Source organism: Bradyrhizobium cosmicum (assembly GCF_007290395.2).
GTDB lineage: Bacteria > Pseudomonadota > Alphaproteobacteria > Rhizobiales > Xanthobacteraceae > Bradyrhizobium > Bradyrhizobium cosmicum.
Genome location: NZ_CP041656.2, coordinates 37,315 through 55,552, shown reverse-complemented (window position 1 = coordinate 55,552; position 18,238 = coordinate 37,315). Strand labels below are relative to the sequence as shown.

19 protein-coding genes are annotated in these 18,238 nt (G+C 65.0%); 1 reads left to right on the top strand and 18 read right to left on the bottom strand.

Going from position 1 to position 18,238, the window contains the following annotated elements:
- Positions 1-34: 34 nt before the first annotated feature.
- The 3 genes from FNV92_RS00230 to rimP are packed head-to-tail and all read right to left on the bottom strand — an operon-like array spanning position 35 to position 3,131.
- Positions 35-718, bottom strand: a complete 684-nt coding sequence (locus FNV92_RS00230) for an RNA-binding protein (protein ID WP_014438691.1) — start codon at positions 716-718, stop codon at positions 35-37.
- Between the two features lie 23 nt (positions 719-741).
- Positions 742-2,352: a transcription termination factor NusA gene (gene nusA / locus FNV92_RS00225; RefSeq protein ID WP_014438690.1), complete on the bottom strand. Its 1,611-nt coding sequence runs from the start codon at positions 2,350-2,352 to the stop codon at positions 742-744.
- A 2-nt stretch (positions 2,353-2,354) separates the two neighbouring features.
- Positions 2,355-3,131 (bottom strand): ribosome maturation factor RimP, encoded by a 777-nt coding sequence (gene rimP, locus FNV92_RS00220; protein WP_143842688.1) that lies wholly within the window; start codon positions 3,129-3,131, stop codon positions 2,355-2,357.
- 358 nt (positions 3,132-3,489) lie between these two features.
- On the opposite strand from rimP, the gene FNV92_RS00215 reads away from it, so the two are divergent.
- Positions 3,490-4,572, top strand: a complete 1,083-nt coding sequence (locus FNV92_RS00215; RefSeq protein ID WP_041747941.1) for a DUF2336 domain-containing protein — start codon at positions 3,490-3,492, stop codon at positions 4,570-4,572.
- Here the strand turns inward: FNV92_RS00215 and trmB are convergent.
- The 15 genes from trmB to trpS all read right to left on the bottom strand — a co-directional run bounded on the left by trmB (position 4,569) and on the right by trpS (position 18,206).
- Positions 4,569-5,279: a tRNA (guanosine(46)-N7)-methyltransferase TrmB gene (gene trmB / locus FNV92_RS00210; protein WP_143842689.1), complete on the bottom strand. Its 711-nt coding sequence runs from the start codon at positions 5,277-5,279 to the stop codon at positions 4,569-4,571. The two genes, FNV92_RS00215 and trmB, sit on opposite strands and share 4 nt — an antisense overlap.
- The gene (locus FNV92_RS00205; protein ID WP_143842690.1) at positions 5,276-6,433 is read right to left on the bottom strand and encodes a M20 family metallopeptidase; all 1,158 of its coding nucleotides are present in this window, start codon (positions 6,431-6,433) and stop codon (positions 5,276-5,278) included. Before FNV92_RS00205 ends, trmB begins: the two co-directional genes overlap by 4 nt.
- Positions 6,434-6,518: 85 nt before the next feature.
- On the bottom strand, positions 6,519-6,932 hold the full coding sequence (locus FNV92_RS00200) for a helix-turn-helix domain-containing protein (protein WP_014438684.1): 414 nt from the start codon (positions 6,930-6,932) through the stop codon (positions 6,519-6,521).
- Between the two features lie 232 nt (positions 6,933-7,164).
- Positions 7,165-8,778, bottom strand: coding sequence for an apolipoprotein N-acyltransferase (lnt, locus tag FNV92_RS00195; RefSeq protein WP_143842691.1), 1,614 nt, complete (start codon positions 8,776-8,778; stop codon positions 7,165-7,167).
- Entirely contained in the window at positions 8,775-9,893 is a 1,119-nt protein-coding gene (locus FNV92_RS00190; RefSeq protein ID WP_168213409.1) for a hemolysin family protein, read from the bottom strand. Before FNV92_RS00190 ends, lnt begins: the two co-directional genes overlap by 4 nt.
- 1 nt (position 9,894) lies before the next feature.
- Positions 9,895-10,383 (bottom strand): rRNA maturation RNase YbeY, encoded by a 489-nt coding sequence (gene ybeY, locus FNV92_RS00185; protein WP_014438681.1) that lies wholly within the window; start codon positions 10,381-10,383, stop codon positions 9,895-9,897.
- Positions 10,384-10,465: 82 nt separating this feature from the next.
- Positions 10,466-11,461, bottom strand: coding sequence for a PhoH family protein (locus FNV92_RS00180; RefSeq protein ID WP_014438680.1), 996 nt, complete (start codon positions 11,459-11,461; stop codon positions 10,466-10,468).
- Positions 11,462-11,525: 64 nt separating this feature from the next.
- Positions 11,526-12,923 carry a tRNA (N6-isopentenyl adenosine(37)-C2)-methylthiotransferase MiaB gene (miaB, locus tag FNV92_RS00175; protein WP_143842693.1) on the bottom strand — a complete coding sequence of 466 codons (1,398 nt, stop codon included), beginning with the start codon at positions 12,921-12,923 and terminating at the stop codon, positions 11,526-11,528.
- Between the two features lie 144 nt (positions 12,924-13,067).
- The gene (locus FNV92_RS00170) at positions 13,068-13,748 is read right to left on the bottom strand and encodes an HAD family hydrolase (RefSeq protein ID WP_143842694.1); all 681 of its coding nucleotides are present in this window, start codon (positions 13,746-13,748) and stop codon (positions 13,068-13,070) included.
- Between the two features lie 4 nt (positions 13,749-13,752).
- On the bottom strand, positions 13,753-14,208 hold the full coding sequence (locus FNV92_RS00165; RefSeq protein WP_014438677.1) for a Fur family transcriptional regulator: 456 nt from the start codon (positions 14,206-14,208) through the stop codon (positions 13,753-13,755).
- A gap of 38 nt (positions 14,209-14,246) precedes the next feature.
- Positions 14,247-14,732: a ribosomal protein S18-alanine N-acetyltransferase gene (gene rimI / locus FNV92_RS00160; protein ID WP_143842695.1), complete on the bottom strand. Its 486-nt coding sequence runs from the start codon at positions 14,730-14,732 to the stop codon at positions 14,247-14,249.
- Positions 14,729-15,421, bottom strand: a complete 693-nt coding sequence (tsaB, locus tag FNV92_RS00155; protein ID WP_143842696.1) for a tRNA (adenosine(37)-N6)-threonylcarbamoyltransferase complex dimerization subunit type 1 TsaB — start codon at positions 15,419-15,421, stop codon at positions 14,729-14,731. The genes rimI and tsaB overlap by 4 nt, the downstream gene beginning before the upstream one ends.
- 388 nt (positions 15,422-15,809) lie before the next feature.
- Entirely contained in the window at positions 15,810-16,379 is a 570-nt protein-coding gene (locus FNV92_RS00150; protein ID WP_014438674.1) for a NifU family protein, read from the bottom strand.
- Between the two features lie 170 nt (positions 16,380-16,549).
- A complete protein-coding gene (locus FNV92_RS00145; RefSeq protein ID WP_014438673.1) occupies positions 16,550-17,044 on the bottom strand; it encodes a universal stress protein in 495 nt (164 codons plus the stop codon).
- A gap of 109 nt (positions 17,045-17,153) precedes the next feature.
- Positions 17,154-18,206 (bottom strand): tryptophan--tRNA ligase, encoded by a 1,053-nt coding sequence (trpS, locus tag FNV92_RS00140; protein ID WP_014438672.1) that lies wholly within the window; start codon positions 18,204-18,206, stop codon positions 17,154-17,156.
- Between the last annotated feature and the right edge of the window lie 32 nt (positions 18,207-18,238).

Sequence of the window (18,238 nt, the reverse complement as noted above, 5' to 3'; positions counted from 1 at the left end):
TTGCCGCACCGTCCTATCGGGTGGTCGTTGTCTCTCAGAAATCCTGGCCGGGCTTTTCGGCAGTCTTGTCATCGTCCGCCATCCGGTATCGGACCAGCATCTGGCTACGTGACAGGAATGACTTGCTCGCCGGGCCCGCGAGCAGGGCAGCATGTATCACATTTGACCGGGTAAGTGCCAAATCCAATTCTACTGATTTTAGTGCGGTGACGACGGGAATCTGCGGCCTGGTGCCGCGATTTCCGTCATTTTGACGTGCCAGCATGTCCAATTTGCGGATTCCGTCCGCGGCCCCGTCGCTGGCGTGGATCAGGACCTCGACCGTGCCTTCCCGCAGGGCGCTCTCGACCTTGCCGAAACCGGCCACGATCTGGGCCGCCTTGGCAGCAATCCCAAGGGCTTCGGTCACGCTCCGAACCAGGAGCGCCTCGATGTCCGCAGGAAACGTCTGGGGGATGCGCAGCTCGCGCTTGAAGGCTTTGCTAAAATGGTGACGACGAACGGCTTCCGCAACCACCTCGCGCGAGGCGGTGAGCCACATGCCGCGTCCGGGCAGCTTGCGCTTGAGATCGGGGACGACTTGCCCTTGCGGCGAGACGACGAAGCGGATCAGCTCATCGATCGGCCGGACCTCGCGGCTGACCGCGCACATCCGCATGGTCGCGGACCTTTCGGTCCGCGGGCCATTGTCGAGATCGTGGTCGGTATCTGCGAGCATCCGGGCGACATTCTCCTTGGCCCTTAAGCCGGCTGATCTTCAGCCGCCTCGGCCTCTTCGGCCGGCTTGGCGAGATCGGCTTCGGTGATCCAGCCGGCCTTGACGCGGGCCTGCATGATCATGGCTTCGGCGTCGTCGCGGGAGATTTCGAGGCCATCGAGCGCGCCGGGGAACTTGGTCTGTTCGCCGCCTTCCTTGCGCTCGGTCCAGCCGACCAGATCATCGGTGGCGCAGCCGGCGAGGTCCTCGACCGTCTTGATGTCGTTCTCGCCGAACTTCACCAGCATCTTCGAGGTCACGCCCGGCACGTCCTTGACGGCATCCTCGACACCGAGCTCCTTGCGCTTGGCCTCGATCTCGGCCTCCTGCTGCTCGAGATATTCGCGGGCACGGTTCTGGAGCTCCTGCGCGGTCTCCTCGTCGAAGCCCTCGATGCCGGCAAGCTCCTTGAGGTCCACCATGGCGAGCTCCTCGACCGAGGTGAAGCCTTCGGACGCCAGCAGCTGGCCGACCACTTCGTCGACGTTGAGCGATTCCATGAAGACGCGGGTGGAGTTCTCGAAGTCGGCCTGGCGGCGCTCCGATTCCTCCTGCTCGGTCAGGATGTCGATGTCCCAGCCGGTGAGCTGGGAGGCCAGGCGCACGTTCTGGCCGCGGCGGCCGATCGCCAGCGAGAGCTGGTTGTTGGTGTCGGGCACGACGACTTCGATGCGCTCGCGATCCTCGTCGATGACGACCTTGGAGACTTCGGCCGGCGCCAGCGCGTTGACCACGAAGGTCGCGATGTCGGGCGACCAGGGAATGATGTCGATCTTCTCGCCCTGCAGCTCGTTCACCACGGCCTGCACGCGCGAGCCGCGCATGCCGACGCAGGCACCAACCGGATCGACCGAGGAATCGCGGGAAATCACGCCGATTTTCGCGCGCGAGCCGGGATCGCGGGCAACCGCCTTGATCTCGACGATGCCGTCATAGATCTCGGGCACTTCCTGCGCGAACAGCTTCGCCATGAACTGCGGATGGGTGCGGGAGAGGAAGATTTGCGGGCCGCGGGTCTCGCGGCGGACGTCGAAGATGTAGGCGCGGACGCGGTCGCCGTTGCGGAACACTTCGCGCGGCAGCATCTCGTCGCGGCGGATGATGGCTTCGCCGCGGCCGAGATCGACGATCACGCTGCCATATTCGACGCGCTTGACGACGCCGTTGACGATGTCGCCGATGCGGTCCTTGAATTCCTGGTACTGCCGGTCACGCTCGGCCTCGCGCACCTTCTGCACGATCACCTGCTTGGCCGACTGCGCGGCGATGCGGCCGTATTCCAGCGGTGGCAGGGTGTCGGCGATGGTGTCGCCGACCTGGGCACCGGGATTGGCGCGCTGTGCGTCCACCAGCGAGATCTGGTTGGAATGGTTTTCTACCGTGTCGACGACCAGCATGTGGCGCGACAGCCGCAACTCGCCCTTCTTGGGGTCGATCTCGGCGTGAACGTCAGTCTCGCTGCCGTAGCGGGCCCGCGCGGCCTTGGCGATCGCGTCCTCCATCGCCGCGATCACGATGCCGCGGTCGATCGATTTCTCGCGCGCAACGGCGTCGGCGATCTGGAGCAACTCAAGTCGATTGGCGCTGACTGCCATGGCTAGTCTCCTTCGTCAGGCTCGATCTCGCCCCGCCGCGCGCGGTCGGCGGCAAGTCGATGTTTCTTCGTATTTGTCGGAGCCGGCTTTTTTGGCGTCGGAGCCGGCTTCTTTTGCGGCTTGGTGTTCTTGGTCGTTTTCTCGCTGATGCTGGCGTGCGGTGCCGCCGGCGGCTCCAGGCCGAGATTGCGGCGCATCTCGCGCGCCTGGGCCTTGCCGCGGCGCATCGATTCCGCGATCAGCTCGTCGGTCAGCACCAGCCGTGCCTCGCCGATATCTTCCATCGTCAGGAGGACGTCGGTCTCTTCGCCCGACTTGACGTCGTCGCGATGCAGATGCACGCGGTCGCCTTCGACGGCGCCGATCTTGCCACGGAACCGCTTCCGCCCCTCATGGGCGACGGCCATCTCGACTTTCACCAGATGGCCCACATAGCGCTCGAAATCCGAGCGCCGCACCAGGGGCCGGTCGATCCCCGGCGAGGAAATCTCCAGCCGATAGGCACGATCGATGGGATCGGCGACATCGAGCACGGGCGACAGCGCCCGCGAGATCGCCTCGCAATCCTCGAGCTGCATCGTGCCGTCCGGCCGCTCGGCCATGATCTGCACTGTGCAGCCGGATTCCCCGGAAATGCGGATCCGCACCAGGCGATAACCCATGCCCTCAAGTACGGGCGCCGCGACCGCGGATACCCGTGCCGCCACGCCCGGCTCGACGACGAGCCTCGGCTCGGCCAGCAACTCGGCATCCGTGGAACCAGTGGTCGGTTCGGTCATATCCAGGGTCAAGGCGCTCGATGGTTAAGGCTTGGTTACGACTGCAAAGCCCGCTTCGGAACTTTCCCGACAACGCGTCAGGCCGTATCTTCCGCCAAGCCGCGCTCAGGTAACAAAAAAGAGCGGGTCCTTTCGGGCCCACTCTCACTACGCGGATCGTATGAGAAGATGAATTGGCGCTGATATAGCCCTTTCCGTCCTCCCGGACAAGGCCCATCGCAGGCAGGACGAGGCTTTTTGCGCCCGGTCCGCGGGCCTCGCGCAACGCTTCCTTCATCTAGCAGGCCTAGATTCCCTGATTGTGGGGCGGCTTGGACCGAGGGCGCACCCGCGGCGTGCCCTGCTCGAGTTGCGTTTCATGACCGTTGCCACGTCGCTCATTCCCGGACTGGACGATATCGTCAAACGCGGTGATCCCCGGCGTCGCGGCGAAATCGCGCGCGCCATCTCGGATTTGTTCTTCCACGATGCCGCAAGGCTCCGTCCCGATCTCATCGAGCTGTTCGACAATCTCCTGATCGATCTCGTCCCGCATGCCGAGCTGGCCTCGCGGGTCGATCTTGCCGAACGCTTCTCGCGCCTGGACAACGCGCCGCCGCATCTGGTGACCCAGCTCGCGCGCGAGAACGAGATCATGGTGGCGGGCCCGGTGCTGCGCCACTCGCCCGTGCTCGACGAAGCTGCCCTGGTCGAGATCGCACGGTTGAAGGGCCAGGGTCATTTGCTGGCGATGACGGAGCGCCCCGCTTTGCCGGCCGTCGTCACCGACGTGCTGGTCGAGCGTGGCGATCGCGACGTGGTGCGGCGCACGGCCGGCAATGCCGGCGCGGTGTTCTCGCCCGGCAGCTATTCCGAGCTGATCAAGCGTGCGGCACAGGACGGCGTGCTGACCCTCAAGATCGGTCAGCGCGACGATCTTTCGGGCGAGCACCTGAAGGAGCTTCTCAACGGCACGCTCGACGTGATCCGCCGCCGCCTCTCACGTGTGGTCAATCCCGCGCGCCAGGTCGAGATCAAGCGCGCCATGCTCGCGATCGAGGAGGCCGCTCTGCCGCCCGGGCCGCGGCGTGATTTCTCGGCGGCGCAGCGCACCGTGCTCGCCTTGCATCGCGGCGGACATCTCGGCGAGAGCGCGCTGCTCAGCTTTGCCAGGGCGCACAAATACGAGGAGTCGATCGCCTCGCTCTCGGCGATGGCCGGCGTCCGCCTCTCGATTCTCGACCGCCTGATCGCGGGCGATCGCTACGATCCAATTCTGATCCTGGGGCGGATGCTGAATCTCGGCTGGCCCACGGTGCGTGCCCTGATCCTGATGTGGTACGGCCCGAATCGGACGCCAGCCGATGCCGATCTCGAGCAGGCGCGCGTGAACTTCACGCGCCTGATGCCGGCGACGGCCGAGCGCGTCGTGAAATTCTGGCGCAACCGGCAGACGATTTAGATCCTCCTGAACCGCAGATACGCCGCCTTGCGCCCTTCGCGCGTGGCCTTCCGGCCGTAGCGCGTCATGGTGTAGCCGTTCCACGGCAGCCGGAAATCGTCGGCGCGTTCGGCGAGCCATCGGAAGTCCGGCGAGCGCGACAGATGCGACAGCGTCCAGGCGCAGTAATCGTCGATGTCGCAAACGAAGCGGAATTCGCCGCCAGCCTTCAGCACGCGCGCCATCGCGGCGATCGTCCGGTCCTGGACGAAGCGCCGCTTCCAGTGCCGCCGCTTCGGCCAGGGATCGGGATGGATCAGGTCGATCCGCGACAGCGAGGCCTGCGGCAGCCAGGCCAGCAGTTCGGCGGCGTCGCCCGCGAACAGGCGGATGTTGGCGATGTTGGCGGCCTCGATCTGCGCGAGGATCTTCGCCATGCCGTTGACGTAGGGCTCGCAGCCGATGAAGCCGGTCCCGGGGAAGGCCTGCGCCTCGGCCGCAAGATGCTCGCCGCCACCGAAGCCGATCTCGAGGCGCACCTCGTCCGCTGCGGGATCGAAGATCTCGCCGGCATTGGCCGGCGCCTCACCGTCAATGTCGAGCGCAAGATGCGGCAGCAGATGATCGATCAGCTCGGCCTGGTGCTGCCTGAGCTTATGGCCCTTGCGGCGCCCGAAGAAGGCGCGCTCGCTATCGTCGCGATCGGGATCCGATTTGCGTTCGCTCATCGCAGCGTCTGGTACAGGCGATGCAGCAGCCGCGCCCGCGGTTCGAGTGACGAGACGTAGAGCTGCTCATAATGGGTGTGCGCGCCCTTGCCGTCGACGCCGAGCCCGTCGAGCGTCGCGGTGTGCGCGGCGGTGAAATTGCCGTCCGAGCCGCCGCCGGTGTGGGCGTCGATCAGCTCGAAGCCGATCTCGGCGGCAAGCGTCTTTGCGTGCTCGTACAGCGCGGCGCCGGCATTGTTCTTCTCGTAGGGCGGACGATTGAGCGCGCCCGTGACCTTGACGGTGACGCCTTCCGTCTTCGACGTCAGCCCGAGGATCCTGCCGACGAATTCTTCCGCATCGGCGAAGCTCGGGACGCGCAGATCGATTTCGGCGTGGGCCTCTTCCGGCGTGACGTTGGGCCGCGTGCCGCCGCGCACCACGCCGACATTGACGCTGACGCCGCGCTCCAGATCGTTCATTCCCTCCAGCGCCAGGATCACGTTGGCGAGCTCACGGTTCGCGCTGCGGCCGTCCTGGGGCCGTGTGCCGGCATGCGCGGGCACGCCCTTGATGAATACTTCGAATCTTCCGACGCCCTTGCGCCCGGTGACGATCTTGCCGCCGTCGCGCGCAGGCTCCGTCACCAGGACGTATTTGGCCCTGCGCCCCTCCTGCTCGATCAGCGCGCGGGAGGTGGGGCTGCCGATCTCCTCATCGGAGGTGAAAATGTGGGTGATGCCGAGCGGCGAGCGATCTGCCGCTGCGCAAAGCGCGCGAAAGGCGTGCTGGGCGATGTAGGCGCCGCCCTTCATGTCGTAGATGCCGGGGCCGAACGCGCTGTCGCCTTCGACCTTGAACGGCAGGCGCTCGATGAATCCCATGGGATGAACGGTGTCGAGGTGGCTCAGCACCAGAATGCCCGGCAGGTCCTGACCCCAGATCGTGCGCGCAATGAGATGATCGCCGCAGCCGTCGACGCCGGCGATGCGTTCGAGCGTGACCGGCAGATCGCGATATTGCTCCGCGACCATAGCGATCAGCTTGTTGACCTGTTCAGGCGCTTCCGTCGGCGTCTCGATCTCCACCCAGCGCCGGATGCCATCGAGAATAGTTTGAGAATCGAACCAATTGGAGTTGGTCATGAGCGCATCTGTGTCTTTGAACCGCATCATCGGAAAGGGGGCGCACCAAAGCGCGGCCACAGATGACGACATAGGCCAGAATTGACGCGGTCTCAAATCAGATTGAGATTGTGCGTCAGCGCTTGTCGGGGCCTTCGCGTGCCGCGATCTGCTCGACGAGGTCGACGATCGAGCGGCGCATCTTCGAATCGGTGATTCGCGTGAACGCCTTGGTCAACGCAAGACCCTCGGAGGTCGCGAGGAAGTCCGAGACGTAAGAGGGCGAGGCGCCTTCTGCGAAGCCATCCGTTCCGGCCACGCCGCTGGGGCCGCCCTCGAACAGGAACGACACCGGTACCTGCAAAATCTCGGAGATCTGCTGGATGCGGCTTGCGCCGACGCGATTCGTACCCTTCTCGTACTTCTGAATCTGCTGGAAAGTCAGGCCCAAAGCTTCACCGAGCTTTTCCTGACTCATGCCCAACATGATGCGGCGCATGCGCACGCGGCTGCCGACATATTTGTCAACAGGGTTGGGCGCTTTCGACATTTCCTCAGCCTCCAAACATCACCGTCGGCGCAATCGAAGAGAATGCCTCAGGTGCAAGCAGCGTAAAAATCAAACCCTGTTATTGGGGAACATTGCGGAGAAATTTAGCAATGCCCACTGTCTTTTGCAGCGGATGCAGAATGAGGAGGCCCCGTGCAGTCTGTCAACCGTGGGACTACGGTTGTCAAAGGATTCCGGTCGCGTCGACCGAAAACCGCTAGCGACGGTGTGACTACGGATGCCGTTTGGCAACACGTCGCCTGACCGCCAGAAACACAGCCAGCGCGATGAGCATGGCAGCGGGCACATCGCCCACACGCGCATAGACGGTCGGTGGGATTGCGGCAGGCAGGCTTGCATCCAAAATGCCTTCGACTCCGAGGCCGAGGCTTGCAACGGTGCGTCCGACCGGATCGATCACCGCCGAGACGCCGGTATTGGCCGAGCGGACCAGCGGCAGTCCGAGTTCGATGGCGCGCATCTTTGCCTGCTCCAGATGCTGATAGGGGCCGGTCGAGATGCCGAACCAGCCGTCATTGGTGAGATTCACGATCCAGCCTGGACGTTCGTTGCGCCCGGCAACCTCACCGGGAAAGATGGCTTCGTAACAGATCAGCGGCAGCGCGGGCGGCACGCCGGGCACCGGCAGTGCGTGCCGCACGGTGCCGGGAATGAAGCCGCCGCGCATGCGCGTGAGTTGCTCGAAGCCGAGCTTCTCCATCAGGTCCTGGTAGGGCAGAAATTCGCCGAACGGCACGAGGTGGAGCTTGTCGTAGACCGAGAGCACGCTGCCGTCGTGATCGATGACGTAGATCGAATTATACGCGCGCGTGATCGGCGTGCCGCGCGGCAAGTCGGGCGCGCGGACTGAACCCGTGATCAGCACCGTGCCCTTCGGCAGCAGCTCGGCGATCTCGGCCATCGCATCGGCTTCGCGGGTCAGGAAGAACGGAAAGGCGGATTCCGGCCAGATCAGGATGGTGGCATCGCGCACGCCGGTCGATTGCGGTCCGGAGGCGCGGTCCGACAGCGCCAGGTATTTCTTCATTACGTCCGCCTTGGCGGCGTAGTTGAACTTCGCGTCCTGCTGGAGGTCCGGCTGCATCAGGCGCAGCTTGGCGCCCGCGACCATGGTGGTCGGGTGGAGCGACAGGCGGATCGCGCCGAAGATGCTCATCACGATCAGGAGCGCCATCGCGGCAGCCGGCGCGCGCCACGCCGGGCGCCGATCAGGCGTGCGGTCGATCAGCGCCGCGGGGCTCGCGAAGATCGCGATCGCGACGAACGTCATGCCCCAGAGGCCGATCAACGACGCCGTCTGCGCCAGCGGCAGCGGCTCGGACAGCGCATAGCCGAACGCATTCCAGGGAAAGCCGGTCAGCGCGTGACCGCGCAGCCATTCGGCGACGGTGAGGCTCGCGGCGAGCGCCAGGATGCGCGTGGCATCCTTGGTCCAGAGCAGGCGGGCCAAGGCAAATCCGAGCGCCGTGAAGATCGAAAGATAGGCCGGCAGGCCGAGAACAGCGAACGGCGTCAGCCAGGCGAACACATCGGCGTCGACGAAGAACGCATAGCCGATCCAGTAGAGGCCGGGTACGAAATAGCCGAGCCCGAAGCAGTAGCCGGTCAGTGCCGCGACGGGGACGCCGCCATATCGTCCGGCGCCGGCGCCGTCGATCAGCCAGACCATCACGGGCAAGGTGACGAACAGCACCGGAAAGATGTTGAACGGCGCCAGCGCCAGCACCGACAGCGCGCCGCACCCCGTCGCGATGAGCGCGCGCTTCCATCCCCAGGCGAGGATGATGGTGAGGGCGATCTGTCGAAGGCGCTGGAACGGGCTCACTGCGGGCCGGCCCCGTCGCTCGGCGGCGGGGTGGGCGTATCGCTGGACGGCGGCTGACCGCTCTCCGGCGGGGTCTCGCGGCGTCGGCTTTCGCGCTGAGTGCGCGGCGCGGCGCGTTCCTTCCGCGTCGAGATCCGCAGCCGCTTGACGCGGCGCGGATCGGCATCGAGCACCTCGATCTCGTAATTGCCGGGGCCCGAGATCACCTCGCCGCGTACCGGCAGGCGCCCGACGAAGCTGACGAGATAGCCGCCGAGCGTCTCGACTTCCTCGCCGGCCTCGCCGGTGACGAAATCCTCGCCGATCACCGTGCGGACGTCCTCGAGGCTGGCGCGGGCATCGGCGATGAAGGCGTTGTCGGGCAGGCGCACGATCGACGGCGGCTCGTCGCTGTCGTGCTCGTCGTCGATCTCGCCGACGATCTGCTCGACGATGTCCTCGAGCGAAACCAGCCCGTCGCTGCCGCCATATTCGTCGACGACCAGCGCCAGATGAATGCGCGTGGCCTGCATCTGCGCGAGCAGGTCGATCGCCCGCATCGACGGCGGCACGTAGAGCAGCTTGCGAATGATGCGCGCATCCTGCAGCGGCAGCGCCAGGTCGACCGTGCGCAGGTCGAGGCCGGCCGGCAGCGGTTTCTTGCGCTTCGTCTTGGTGGCATCCGACACGCGCGCACGTGCGGTCATGTAGGCGAGCAGGTCGCGGATGTGGACGATGCCGACGGGATCGTCGAGCGTTTCGTTGTAGACGACGAGGCGCGAATGGCCGGCGCTTTCGAAGCGATCCATCAATTCGCCGAGCGGGATGTCGCGCTTCACAGCGATGATGTCGGCGCGATGCACCATGACGTCGGCGATCCGCCGCTCGTGCAGGCCGAGGATGTTGCGCAGCATGGTGCGCTCGACGGTCGAGAAACCGGTGTCGTCGGGCGTCGTGGCATCGAGCACGACCTGGAGGTCGTCGCGCACCGATCCGGCCTTCCAGCCGAACAGGGTCCGGATGGCACGGAGCAGCCAGCTGTCCGCGGTCGGTCGCAGCACCTCGCCCGACGTCACGACGGCCGGCAGATTGGGCGTATCGCGCGGATTGTCGTGGATCGGTTCGGAATCCGGCATCTCAGTGCGTCCCTGCGCGGTCTGCATAGGGGTCGGGGATGCCGAGATGAGCCAGGATCTGCGTCTCCAGCGCTTCCATCTCCTCCGCCTCGTCGTCGTTCTCGTGGTCGAAGCCGATCAGATGCAGGAAACCATGCACGGCGAGATGGCTCAAATGATGATCGAACGGCTTGTGTTCCTCGTCCGCCTCGCGCCGCATGGTCTCGTAGGCGATCGCGATGTCGCCGAGCATGCGCGGCGCATCGCCCGGCTTCCACGCGCCCTCCGGCTGCAGCGCGGGAAATGACAGCACGTTGGTCGGCTTGTCGATGCCGCGCCAGTTGCTGTTGAGAGTGCGGATGCCGGCATCATCGGTCAGCATCACGGCCACTTCCGCGCCCGCGACGTCCTCGTCGACAGTTTCGGCAGCGGCCGCAACGGCGCGCTGGATCACGGCTTCGGAATCGGGTTCGCGTTGCCAGCAATCGGCAACGACAAGGACCTCGGTCATGGGAAGGTTGGGGTGTGACATTCTCTTTGTTCGGAACGAAAGGCGCCTGCGTCCGCGCCCGTATGATCCGGCTGTTGTCTCGTCAGGATTTACCGGCGGCCGGCCGCTGCGGCTGCCCTTCATAGGCGGAGACGATCCGCGCCACGAGTTCGTGGCGGATCACGTCCTCGGCCTTGAAATGAACTTGCGCAATGCCTTCGACGCCGCTCAGCAGCCGGGTCGCCTCGGCGAGGCCCGAGGTCTGGCCGTTCGGCAGGTCGATCTGCGAAGGATCGCCTGTCACGATCATGCGGCTGTTCTCGCCAAGACGGGTCAGAAACATCTTCATCTGCATCGACGTGGTGTTCTGCGCCTCGTCCAGGATGATGGCGGCATTGGTCAGCGTGCGGCCGCGCATGAAGGCGAGCGGCGCGATCTCGATCTCGCCGGTCTGCAGCGCGCGCTCGACGATGCGTGCATCCATCAGGTCATAGAGCGCGTCGTAGATCGGTCGCAGATAGGGATCGACCTTCTCGCGGAGATCGCCGGGCAGAAAGCCGAGCCGCTCGCCGGCTTCCACCGCCGGGCGCGACAGGATGATCTTGTCGACCTCCTTGCGCTCGAACAGTTGCGCGGCATGCGCGACCGCGAGCCAGGTCTTTCCGGTGCCGGCGGGACCGATGCCGAACACCAGCTCGTGGCGCTTCAGCGCCCGGATGTAGGAATCCTGCGCCGCCGTGCGCGCGCGCACCGGGCGCTTGCGCAAATTGATGCTGTCGAATGTCGACTTGGCCGACTTGGCGTCAAACTCGAACAGCGAGCCCTGGGCGATCACGGCGCGGATCGCGCCCTCGACCTCGCCCTGGTCGAGATCCTGTCCCTTCACGGCCTGGGCGTAGAGCGTCTCCAGCACGCGGCGGGCGGCATCGCAGCCGTCGCGCGAACCGCCGATGGTGATGTGGTTGCCCTTGGAATCGACGACGACGCCGAGCCGCCGCTCGATCTGCGCCAGGTGCTGGCCGTAGGGGCCGACCAGCGCGGACGCCGCGCGATTGTCGTCGAAGTCGATGACGACCTGGGTCTCGGGCGGTACTTGCATGTCGCGGTCGAATTTGCGGCTGGGAGCGATAGAAGACGAATCCGATGCACTTTTTGGCAAGGGTTCAGGCTCCAGTGGCTATGGGCGATAAAGCGGGCTCGCGCGCAACGCGCGGTGTGGCGAGCTCACCGAGGAAGCTGTAGCGTTCGAGGCTGTCGATCCGCACCGGCAGGATTTGTCCGATGATGTCGGGCGAGGCCATCACATGGGCGGGCTGAAGGAAAGCGGTGCGGCCGACGATCTGGCCGTCCCTGCGGGCCGGACGTTCGAACAGCACATCGACCGTCGAGCCAATCGCAGCCTTGTTGAAGGCCGATTGCTGGCTGTCGATCAGTTCCTGGAGCCGCTCCAATCGCTGGTCCATCTCGGAAGGGGACACCGTCTCCTGCATGTCCGCGGCCGGCGTTCCCGGCCGGGCGGAATATTTGAACGAATATGCCGCAGCGTAGCCGATTTGCGTGACAAGCGCGAGTGTGGCGAGAAAATCCTGCTCGCTTTCGCCGGGGAAGCCCACGATAAAATCTGATGAAAAAGCAATGTCTTGGCGCGCGGCCCGGAAACGGTCGACGACACGCTGGTAATCATCGGCGGTATGTTTCCGGTTCATGGCGGCCAAAACCCGGTCCGAACCCGACTGCACAGGCAGGTGCACGAAGGGCATCAGCGCATCGAGGTCGCGGTGGGCCGCAATCAAGCTGTCGTCGACGTCGCGGGGATGGCTGGTTGAATAACGCAGCCGGGCGATGCCGCGAATCTTTGCCAGATGCTCCAGCAGCCGGCCGAGCGGCCAGCTTTTTCCGTCAGGCCCCTCGCCGTGATAGGCGTTGACGTTCTGCCCGATCAGGGTGAGCTCGCGCACCCCGTTGTCGGCCAGCCGCTTCACGTCGTCGACGATCTTCGCCACCGGACGCGAGACTTCGGCGCCGCGCGTATAGGGCACGACGCAGAAGGTGCAGAACTTGTCGCAGCCTTCCTGCACCGTGACGAAAGCGGAAATGCCGCGCGCGCGGATCGCGGCGGGCTTGGGCTGGGCCAGGAAGCCGAATTTGTCGGCTGCGGGAAATTCGGTCTCGATCGCGCGGCCCTCGTCGCGCGCTCGCTTCAGAAGCTCCGGAAGGTGATGATAGCTCTGCGGGCCGACCACGACGTCGACGACCGGCGCGCGGCGCGTGATCTCTCCACCCTCGGCCTGTGCGACGCAGCCGGCGACCGCGATCTGCATCGCCCGGCCCCCGCGCGCGGCCTCGTCCTTGGCGACGCGCAGCCGGCCGAGCTCGGAATAGACCTTTTCGGAGGCCTTCTCGCGGATATGGCAGGTGTTGAGGATGACGAGGTCGGCGTCCTCGGCGCTATCAGTCTCCACGAATCCTTCCGGAGCCAGCGTGTCCACCATGCGCTGGGCATCGTAGACGTTCATCTGGCAGCCATATGATTTGATGTGCAGCTTGCGCGGCGGCGTCATGGAACCCGGAATGGAGGTGGAGGACGGCCTCCAGATATAGGCTGGAGCAGCGAAAATCCAGCGAATGAACCAAAGAGGTCAATCCGGGACGCCCTAAGGCGAGCGAAATGCGGAATCCGGAGGTTTTGGAGCGGGATTCGGGTTCTAGCCCACGACGACGTCCGCTGCGATCCGCCGGACCAGCTCCGGCAATTGCCGCATATCGTCGAACGTCAATCCGGAGCCGGCGGCCCGCAGCCGTTCGGCGTGACCTGGCGGGCAATGGCTGCCGCCGTGAAAGCCGAGCACAGTCATCCCGGCGGCATGTGCTCCGGTCACGCCGGGGACGCTGTCCTCGATCACGAGGCACCGTTCCGGTGCGACCTTCATCTGCGCGGCGGCAAACAGGAACAGGTCGGGCGCGGGCTTGCCGCGGGCGACCTGGCTTGCGGAAAAGATGTTCGGAGCGAGCAGGTCGTAAAGGCCGGCACATGTCAGGCCGTGATGGATCTTCTCCGGCGTGCCGCTCGATGCGACGCATTTCGGCAAATCGATTGCGGCAATTGCCGCGGCCACGTGGGTGATCGGCTGCAGATCGCTGGCATAGAATTGCAGCGTGGCCGCATTCACCTGGCTCTCCAGATCCTCGGGGAGGCTGCGGCCGATTTCCTGTTCGACCATCCGCCGCGCGTCTTTCTCGGATACACCGAGGAAGCGGATCAACACCTGCTCCGAGGTGATCGGATAGCCGTGCTTCGTCAACACGTCGGCATGCGCGCGACAGGAAATGACCTCGCTGTCCACGAGCACGCCGTCGCAATCGAAGATGATGAGATCTATCGGCACGACGTCAGGACGTCGGCTTGTCGTCGTCGAGCGGGACGCAATAGAGCTCGAGCCGGTGGTCGACCAGCTTGTAGCCGAGCTTGCGGGCGATCTCGGCCTGGAGCTTCTCGATCTCTTCGGACGTGAACTCGATCACCTTGCCGTCGCGCAGATTGATGAGGTGGTCGTGGTGGCTGTCGCGCATCGTCTCGTAGCGCGCGCGGCCCTCTCGGAAATCGTGGCGCTCGATGATGCCGGCATCCTCGAACAGCTTGACGGTACGGTACACCGTCGAGATCGAGATCTTGTCGTCGACGGCGACGCAGCGCCGATACAGCTCCTCGACATCGGGATGGTCGATCGCCTCCGCGAGCACGCGGGCGATGACGCGGCGCTGCTCGGTCATGCGCATGCCGGTCGCGGCACAGCGCGCCTCGATGCCGGACGCCTTGGATGCGGTGGAAGGTTTAAGTCCAGTCATGTGTTGTCTGCCTGACGGGGCGCTTTCTGCCATCAATATTACGACAAGTCACGGCGCATCAGAAGTGCGTTCAATTGTTCCCCGTTGGGCTGCTTATAGTAGCGTTCGCGGCGCCCGACCACCACGAATCCGGTCCTGTCGTAGAGCCGCCGTGCCGGCTGGTTGTTCTCCTCGACCTCCAGAAATATCGTGCGCACGCCGCGCCCGGCGAGATGACCGAGATGGGTCATCAGCAGCATGCGGGAGAGGCCGCGGCCGCGATAGGCCTGGTCGACCGCGATCGAGAGAATCTCCGCTTCGTCCGCGCCGATCCGCGACACCGCGAAGCCGATGACCTTGCGGCCGAGGCGCAGGCGATGGACGAGCGTGTTGCGCTCACCGAGCATGGCCTCGAACTCGCCTTCACCCCAGCCGTGCGCGAAGGACTGGCCGTGAAGCTGCGCGAGCCGCAGCGCGTCGCGCGCGGAGGCGGGTTCGACGACGGGCGTGCCGCCGCGCCACCATTCCGAAAACCATCTCATCATGAGCTTGCGGCTTGTGCGAGCGGCGGCCCTGCAGTCGGCTTTGCGTCGGGCGCCTTTAGATAGAACGGCCGCGCCGGATTTGTCTCGGGATCGGCGGCCGCGCCGAGCCATGCGACCCAGCTGATGTCGGGCGCGGGCTGCGCGTCGACCGTGACAGGTTGCGGTGCATCCTTCGGCCAGCGATCGGCGAGGAGTCTTGCGCCATCGCCGACCAGATGCGGCGCGCCGAATTGCGAGGCCGCGATCGCCTCGTCGATGCGAGCTACGCCCGGCCGCACCAGCTGGCTGCCGTCGCCGGCGACGATCTGGAAATAGACGTGATCGTGCCGCGCATCGATGGCGGAGATCACCGGCGCCGTTCCGTTCTGACCGACGATGGCGGCGGCATAGGCCGACAACGTCGTCAGCCCGACGGCCGGGCGCTTCGCCGCCAGCGCAAGTCCGCGCGCGGCCGAGATGCCGACGCGCAATCCGGTGAAGCTTCCGGGACCGACGGTGACGGCGATGCGGTCGAGCGAGGTGAAGGCGAGATCGGCAGACTTCATGACGCGCGCGATCATCGGCATCAGCGCTTCGGCGTGGCCGCGCTTCATGAGGAGCTGCTCCCGCGCAAGGAGCTCGCCGGCGTCGGTGTCGAGAACGGCGGCCGCGCACGCCTCCAGCGCGGTATCGATGGCAAGGATCAGCATCGAATCAGCTTAGTCGGTTCCGCCACGGTCGAACCAGCCCAAGTTTGATTTCTCGACAGGCGCATGAACGCCTCCGGAATTCCACGTGAGCGGGAATTTGGCAAAATCTTCGTGCCCCGCTTTTAAAGCGATCGCATGTATCTGCGACCTCCGGGACGGCTAAGTCATTGGGATTATTTCAATTTATAAGGCATTGGTGGTCACCAAATGCCATGTCGGCGAGCATGCGAAAGGCTGCGGAAGAAGCGGCGAGCTCGGCCAGGCGGCGTAGGCACGGTCATTCCGGGATGGTGCGTTAGCACCAGACCCGGAATCTCGAGATTCTCAGGCGCGCAAATGCGCGCCTGAACTCGGTCCTACGGACCGCCCCGGAATGACGATGTCGTCGTCACATCGGCCGGACTTCGACCACGTCGGGCACAAAATGCTTCAGCAAATTCTGGATGCCGTGCTGAAGCGTCGCGGTCGATGATGGGCAGCCGGCGCATGAGCCCTTCATGTTGAGATAGACGATCCCATCCTTGAAGCCGCGGAAGGTGATGTCGCCGCCGTCATTGGCGACCGCCGGCCGCACCCGCGTCTCGATCAGATCCTTGATCATGTCGACCGTCTCGGCGTCGGCCTCGTCGAAGAACTCGTCCTCGTCGTCGAGATCGGCATCGCCAGCGGCCGTGCCGTCGGCGAGCAGCGGAGCACCGGACATGTAGTGCTCCATGATGGCACCGAGGATCGCGGGCTTGAGCTGCTGCCATTCACCGTTTGCCTTGGTCACGGTGATGAAGTCGGATCCGTAGAACACGCCGGTGACCCCGGGCACCTCGAACAGCTTTTCGGCCAGCGGCGAGCGCGTCGCCGATTCGCGGCTGGCAAATTCCATCGGCCCGCCGTCGATCACGACGCGGCCGGGAATGAACTTCAGCGTGGCAGGATTGGGGGTGGCTTCGGTTTGAATGAACATGGCTTTCTCCAGACGTCGCCGGTTCAAGGCCGGCGCGTGAGCTATCAATTAGCAGATGGCGACGGCGAACGCACGATCAAGGGGTGTGGCGAAGGTTTCGTTGTTATATCAGCGGGTTACGGTGTTACTATTCTCCCTCTCTCCGCAAGCGGGGCGAGGTGAAGAACGGGCTACGACAGCGAATCCACGCTTTGGTCGCTGAGCGCGCCGGAGATGATGGTCACGGGCACCGGGAACGTGCCCAGCGCGTGTGCCAGCAGTGAAACCAGCGGCCCCGGACCCTCCGCCCCGGGGTTGGCAGCGAGCACCAGCATGGCGATGTCTGGGTCCTCGTCGATCACCGCCAGCAACTGTTCCATCGCGGCGCCTTCGCGGATCACCCGTTCCGGCGTGATCGCGGCGATGCCGTTGGCGCGGCCGGCGGCGCGGTCGAGCGCGGCTTCCGCCGCATCATGCGCCTCGGCGCGCATGATGTCGGCGACCCCCAGCCATTCCTGGTTCTGCTCGTCGGGCTCGATGATGCGCAGCATTACCACGCCGCCGCCAGCGCGGATCGCCCAGCGGCTGGCGTAATAGACCGCGCGATCCCATTCGGCGGTATCGTCGACGATGACGAGGCATTTGGGCTTGTGACCCGGCTCGAAGCAAAGTCGCTTGCTGGTCATACATGTCCCGGAATGTGCACGGCCCGCATGCTGCCACACTCCCGCAACGTTGGGGAGAAGAGATGCGGCCGGCGCCTTGGCGTCGGCCGGGGTGTTGCGATCGCAGCAATCAGCGGCGGCGGATGAAGCCGACGATGTCCTTGGAGAGCTTCATGGTCTCGTCGGCGATTGCGCGGGCACGGTCGGCGCCGTCGTTGAGGATGGCGTCGATATGGCCGGGGTCGGCGACGAGACGCTTCATCTCGCCGGCGATCGGCGAGAGCTTCGTCACGCACAGCTCGACCAGCGCATTCTTGAAGCTGGAGAACTGGCCGCCGCCGAATTCACGCAGCACGTCGGCCTTGGTGCGGCCGGAGAGCGCGGCAAAGATGCCGACCAGATTATCGGCCTCGGGGCGCGGCTCGAGGCCCTTCTCTTCGGTCGGCAACGGCTCCGGATCGGTCTTCGCCTTGCGCACTTTCTGCGCGATGGTGTCGGCGTCGTCGGTCAGATTGATGCGCGAGTTGTCGGATGGATCCGACTTCGACATCTTCTTGGTGCCGTCGCGCAAGGACATCACGCGCGTCGCCGGCCCCTGAATCAGCGGCTCCGGCAACGGGAAGAACAGGCCGTCATTGGCGCCGAGGTTGCGGATCGAGTCGCCGAAGTCGTTGTTGAACTTCTGCGCGATGTCGCGCGAAAGCTCCAGATGCTGCTTCTGGTCCTCGCCGACCGGCACGTGAGTGGCGCGGTACAGCAGGATGTCGGCCGCCATCAGCACGGGATAGTCGAACAGGCCGACCGACGCGTTCTCGCGGTCCTTGCCGGCCTTCTCCTTGAACTGGGTCATGCGGCCGAGCCAGCCCATGCGCGCGACGCAGTTGAAGATCCAGGCGAGCTCGGCATGGCCCGAGACCTGACTCTGGTTGAACACGATGTGTTTCTTTGGATCGATGCCGGCGGCAATGAACGCCGCGGTCACCTCGCGGGTGTTGCGCGCCAGCTCGACCGGTCCGCCCCAGACGTCCACCCCCTGCGTGATCGCGTGCATGTCGACGACGCAATAGATGCAGTTGTGGGTGTCCTGCATTTTCACGAAGTTGACGATCGCGCCGAGATAATTGCCGAGGTGCAGATTGCCCGTCGGCTGGACGCCCGAAAAAACCCGTTCAACGAATGGCATGGCAAGCTTTCCTAAGGGGTAGCCGGCGTCGT

Bases quoted from the DNA above. Each gene is read 5' to 3' on its own strand.
- FNV92_RS00230 (WP_014438691.1), bottom strand. From the start codon at position 718: ATGCTCGCAGATACCGACCACGATCTCGACAATGGCCCGCGGACCGAA.
- nusA (WP_014438690.1), bottom strand. From the start codon at position 2,352: ATGGCAGTCAGCGCCAATCGACTTGAGTTGCTCCAGATCGCCGACGCC.
- rimP (WP_143842688.1), bottom strand. From the start codon at position 3,131: ATGACCGAACCGACCACTGGTTCCACGGATGCCGAGTTGCTGGCCGAG.
- FNV92_RS00215 (WP_041747941.1), top strand. From the start codon at position 3,490: ATGACCGTTGCCACGTCGCTCATTCCCGGACTGGACGATATCGTCAAA.
- trmB (WP_143842689.1), bottom strand. From the start codon at position 5,279: ATGAGCGAACGCAAATCGGATCCCGATCGCGACGATAGCGAGCGCGCC.
- FNV92_RS00205 (WP_143842690.1), bottom strand. From the start codon at position 6,433: ATGATGCGGTTCAAAGACACAGATGCGCTCATGACCAACTCCAATTGG.
- FNV92_RS00200 (WP_014438684.1), bottom strand. From the start codon at position 6,932: ATGTCGAAAGCGCCCAACCCTGTTGACAAATATGTCGGCAGCCGCGTG.
- FNV92_RS00190 (WP_168213409.1), bottom strand. From the start codon at position 9,893: ATGCCGGATTCCGAACCGATCCACGACAATCCGCGCGATACGCCCAAT.
- ybeY (WP_014438681.1), bottom strand. From the start codon at position 10,383: ATGACCGAGGTCCTTGTCGTTGCCGATTGCTGGCAACGCGAACCCGAT.
- FNV92_RS00180 (WP_014438680.1), bottom strand. From the start codon at position 11,461: ATGCAAGTACCGCCCGAGACCCAGGTCGTCATCGACTTCGACGACAAT.
- miaB (WP_143842693.1), bottom strand. From the start codon at position 12,923: ATGACGCCGCCGCGCAAGCTGCACATCAAATCATATGGCTGCCAGATG.
- FNV92_RS00165 (WP_014438677.1), bottom strand. From the start codon at position 14,208: ATGACTGGACTTAAACCTTCCACCGCATCCAAGGCGTCCGGCATCGAG.
- rimI (WP_143842695.1), bottom strand. From the start codon at position 14,732: ATGATGAGATGGTTTTCGGAATGGTGGCGCGGCGGCACGCCCGTCGTC.
- tsaB (WP_143842696.1), bottom strand. From the start codon at position 15,421: ATGCTGATCCTTGCCATCGATACCGCGCTGGAGGCGTGCGCGGCCGCC.
- FNV92_RS00150 (WP_014438674.1), bottom strand. From the start codon at position 16,379: ATGTTCATTCAAACCGAAGCCACCCCCAATCCTGCCACGCTGAAGTTC.
- FNV92_RS00145 (WP_014438673.1), bottom strand. From the start codon at position 17,044: ATGACCAGCAAGCGACTTTGCTTCGAGCCGGGTCACAAGCCCAAATGC.
- trpS (WP_014438672.1), bottom strand. From the start codon at position 18,206: ATGCCATTCGTTGAACGGGTTTTTTCGGGCGTCCAGCCGACGGGCAAT.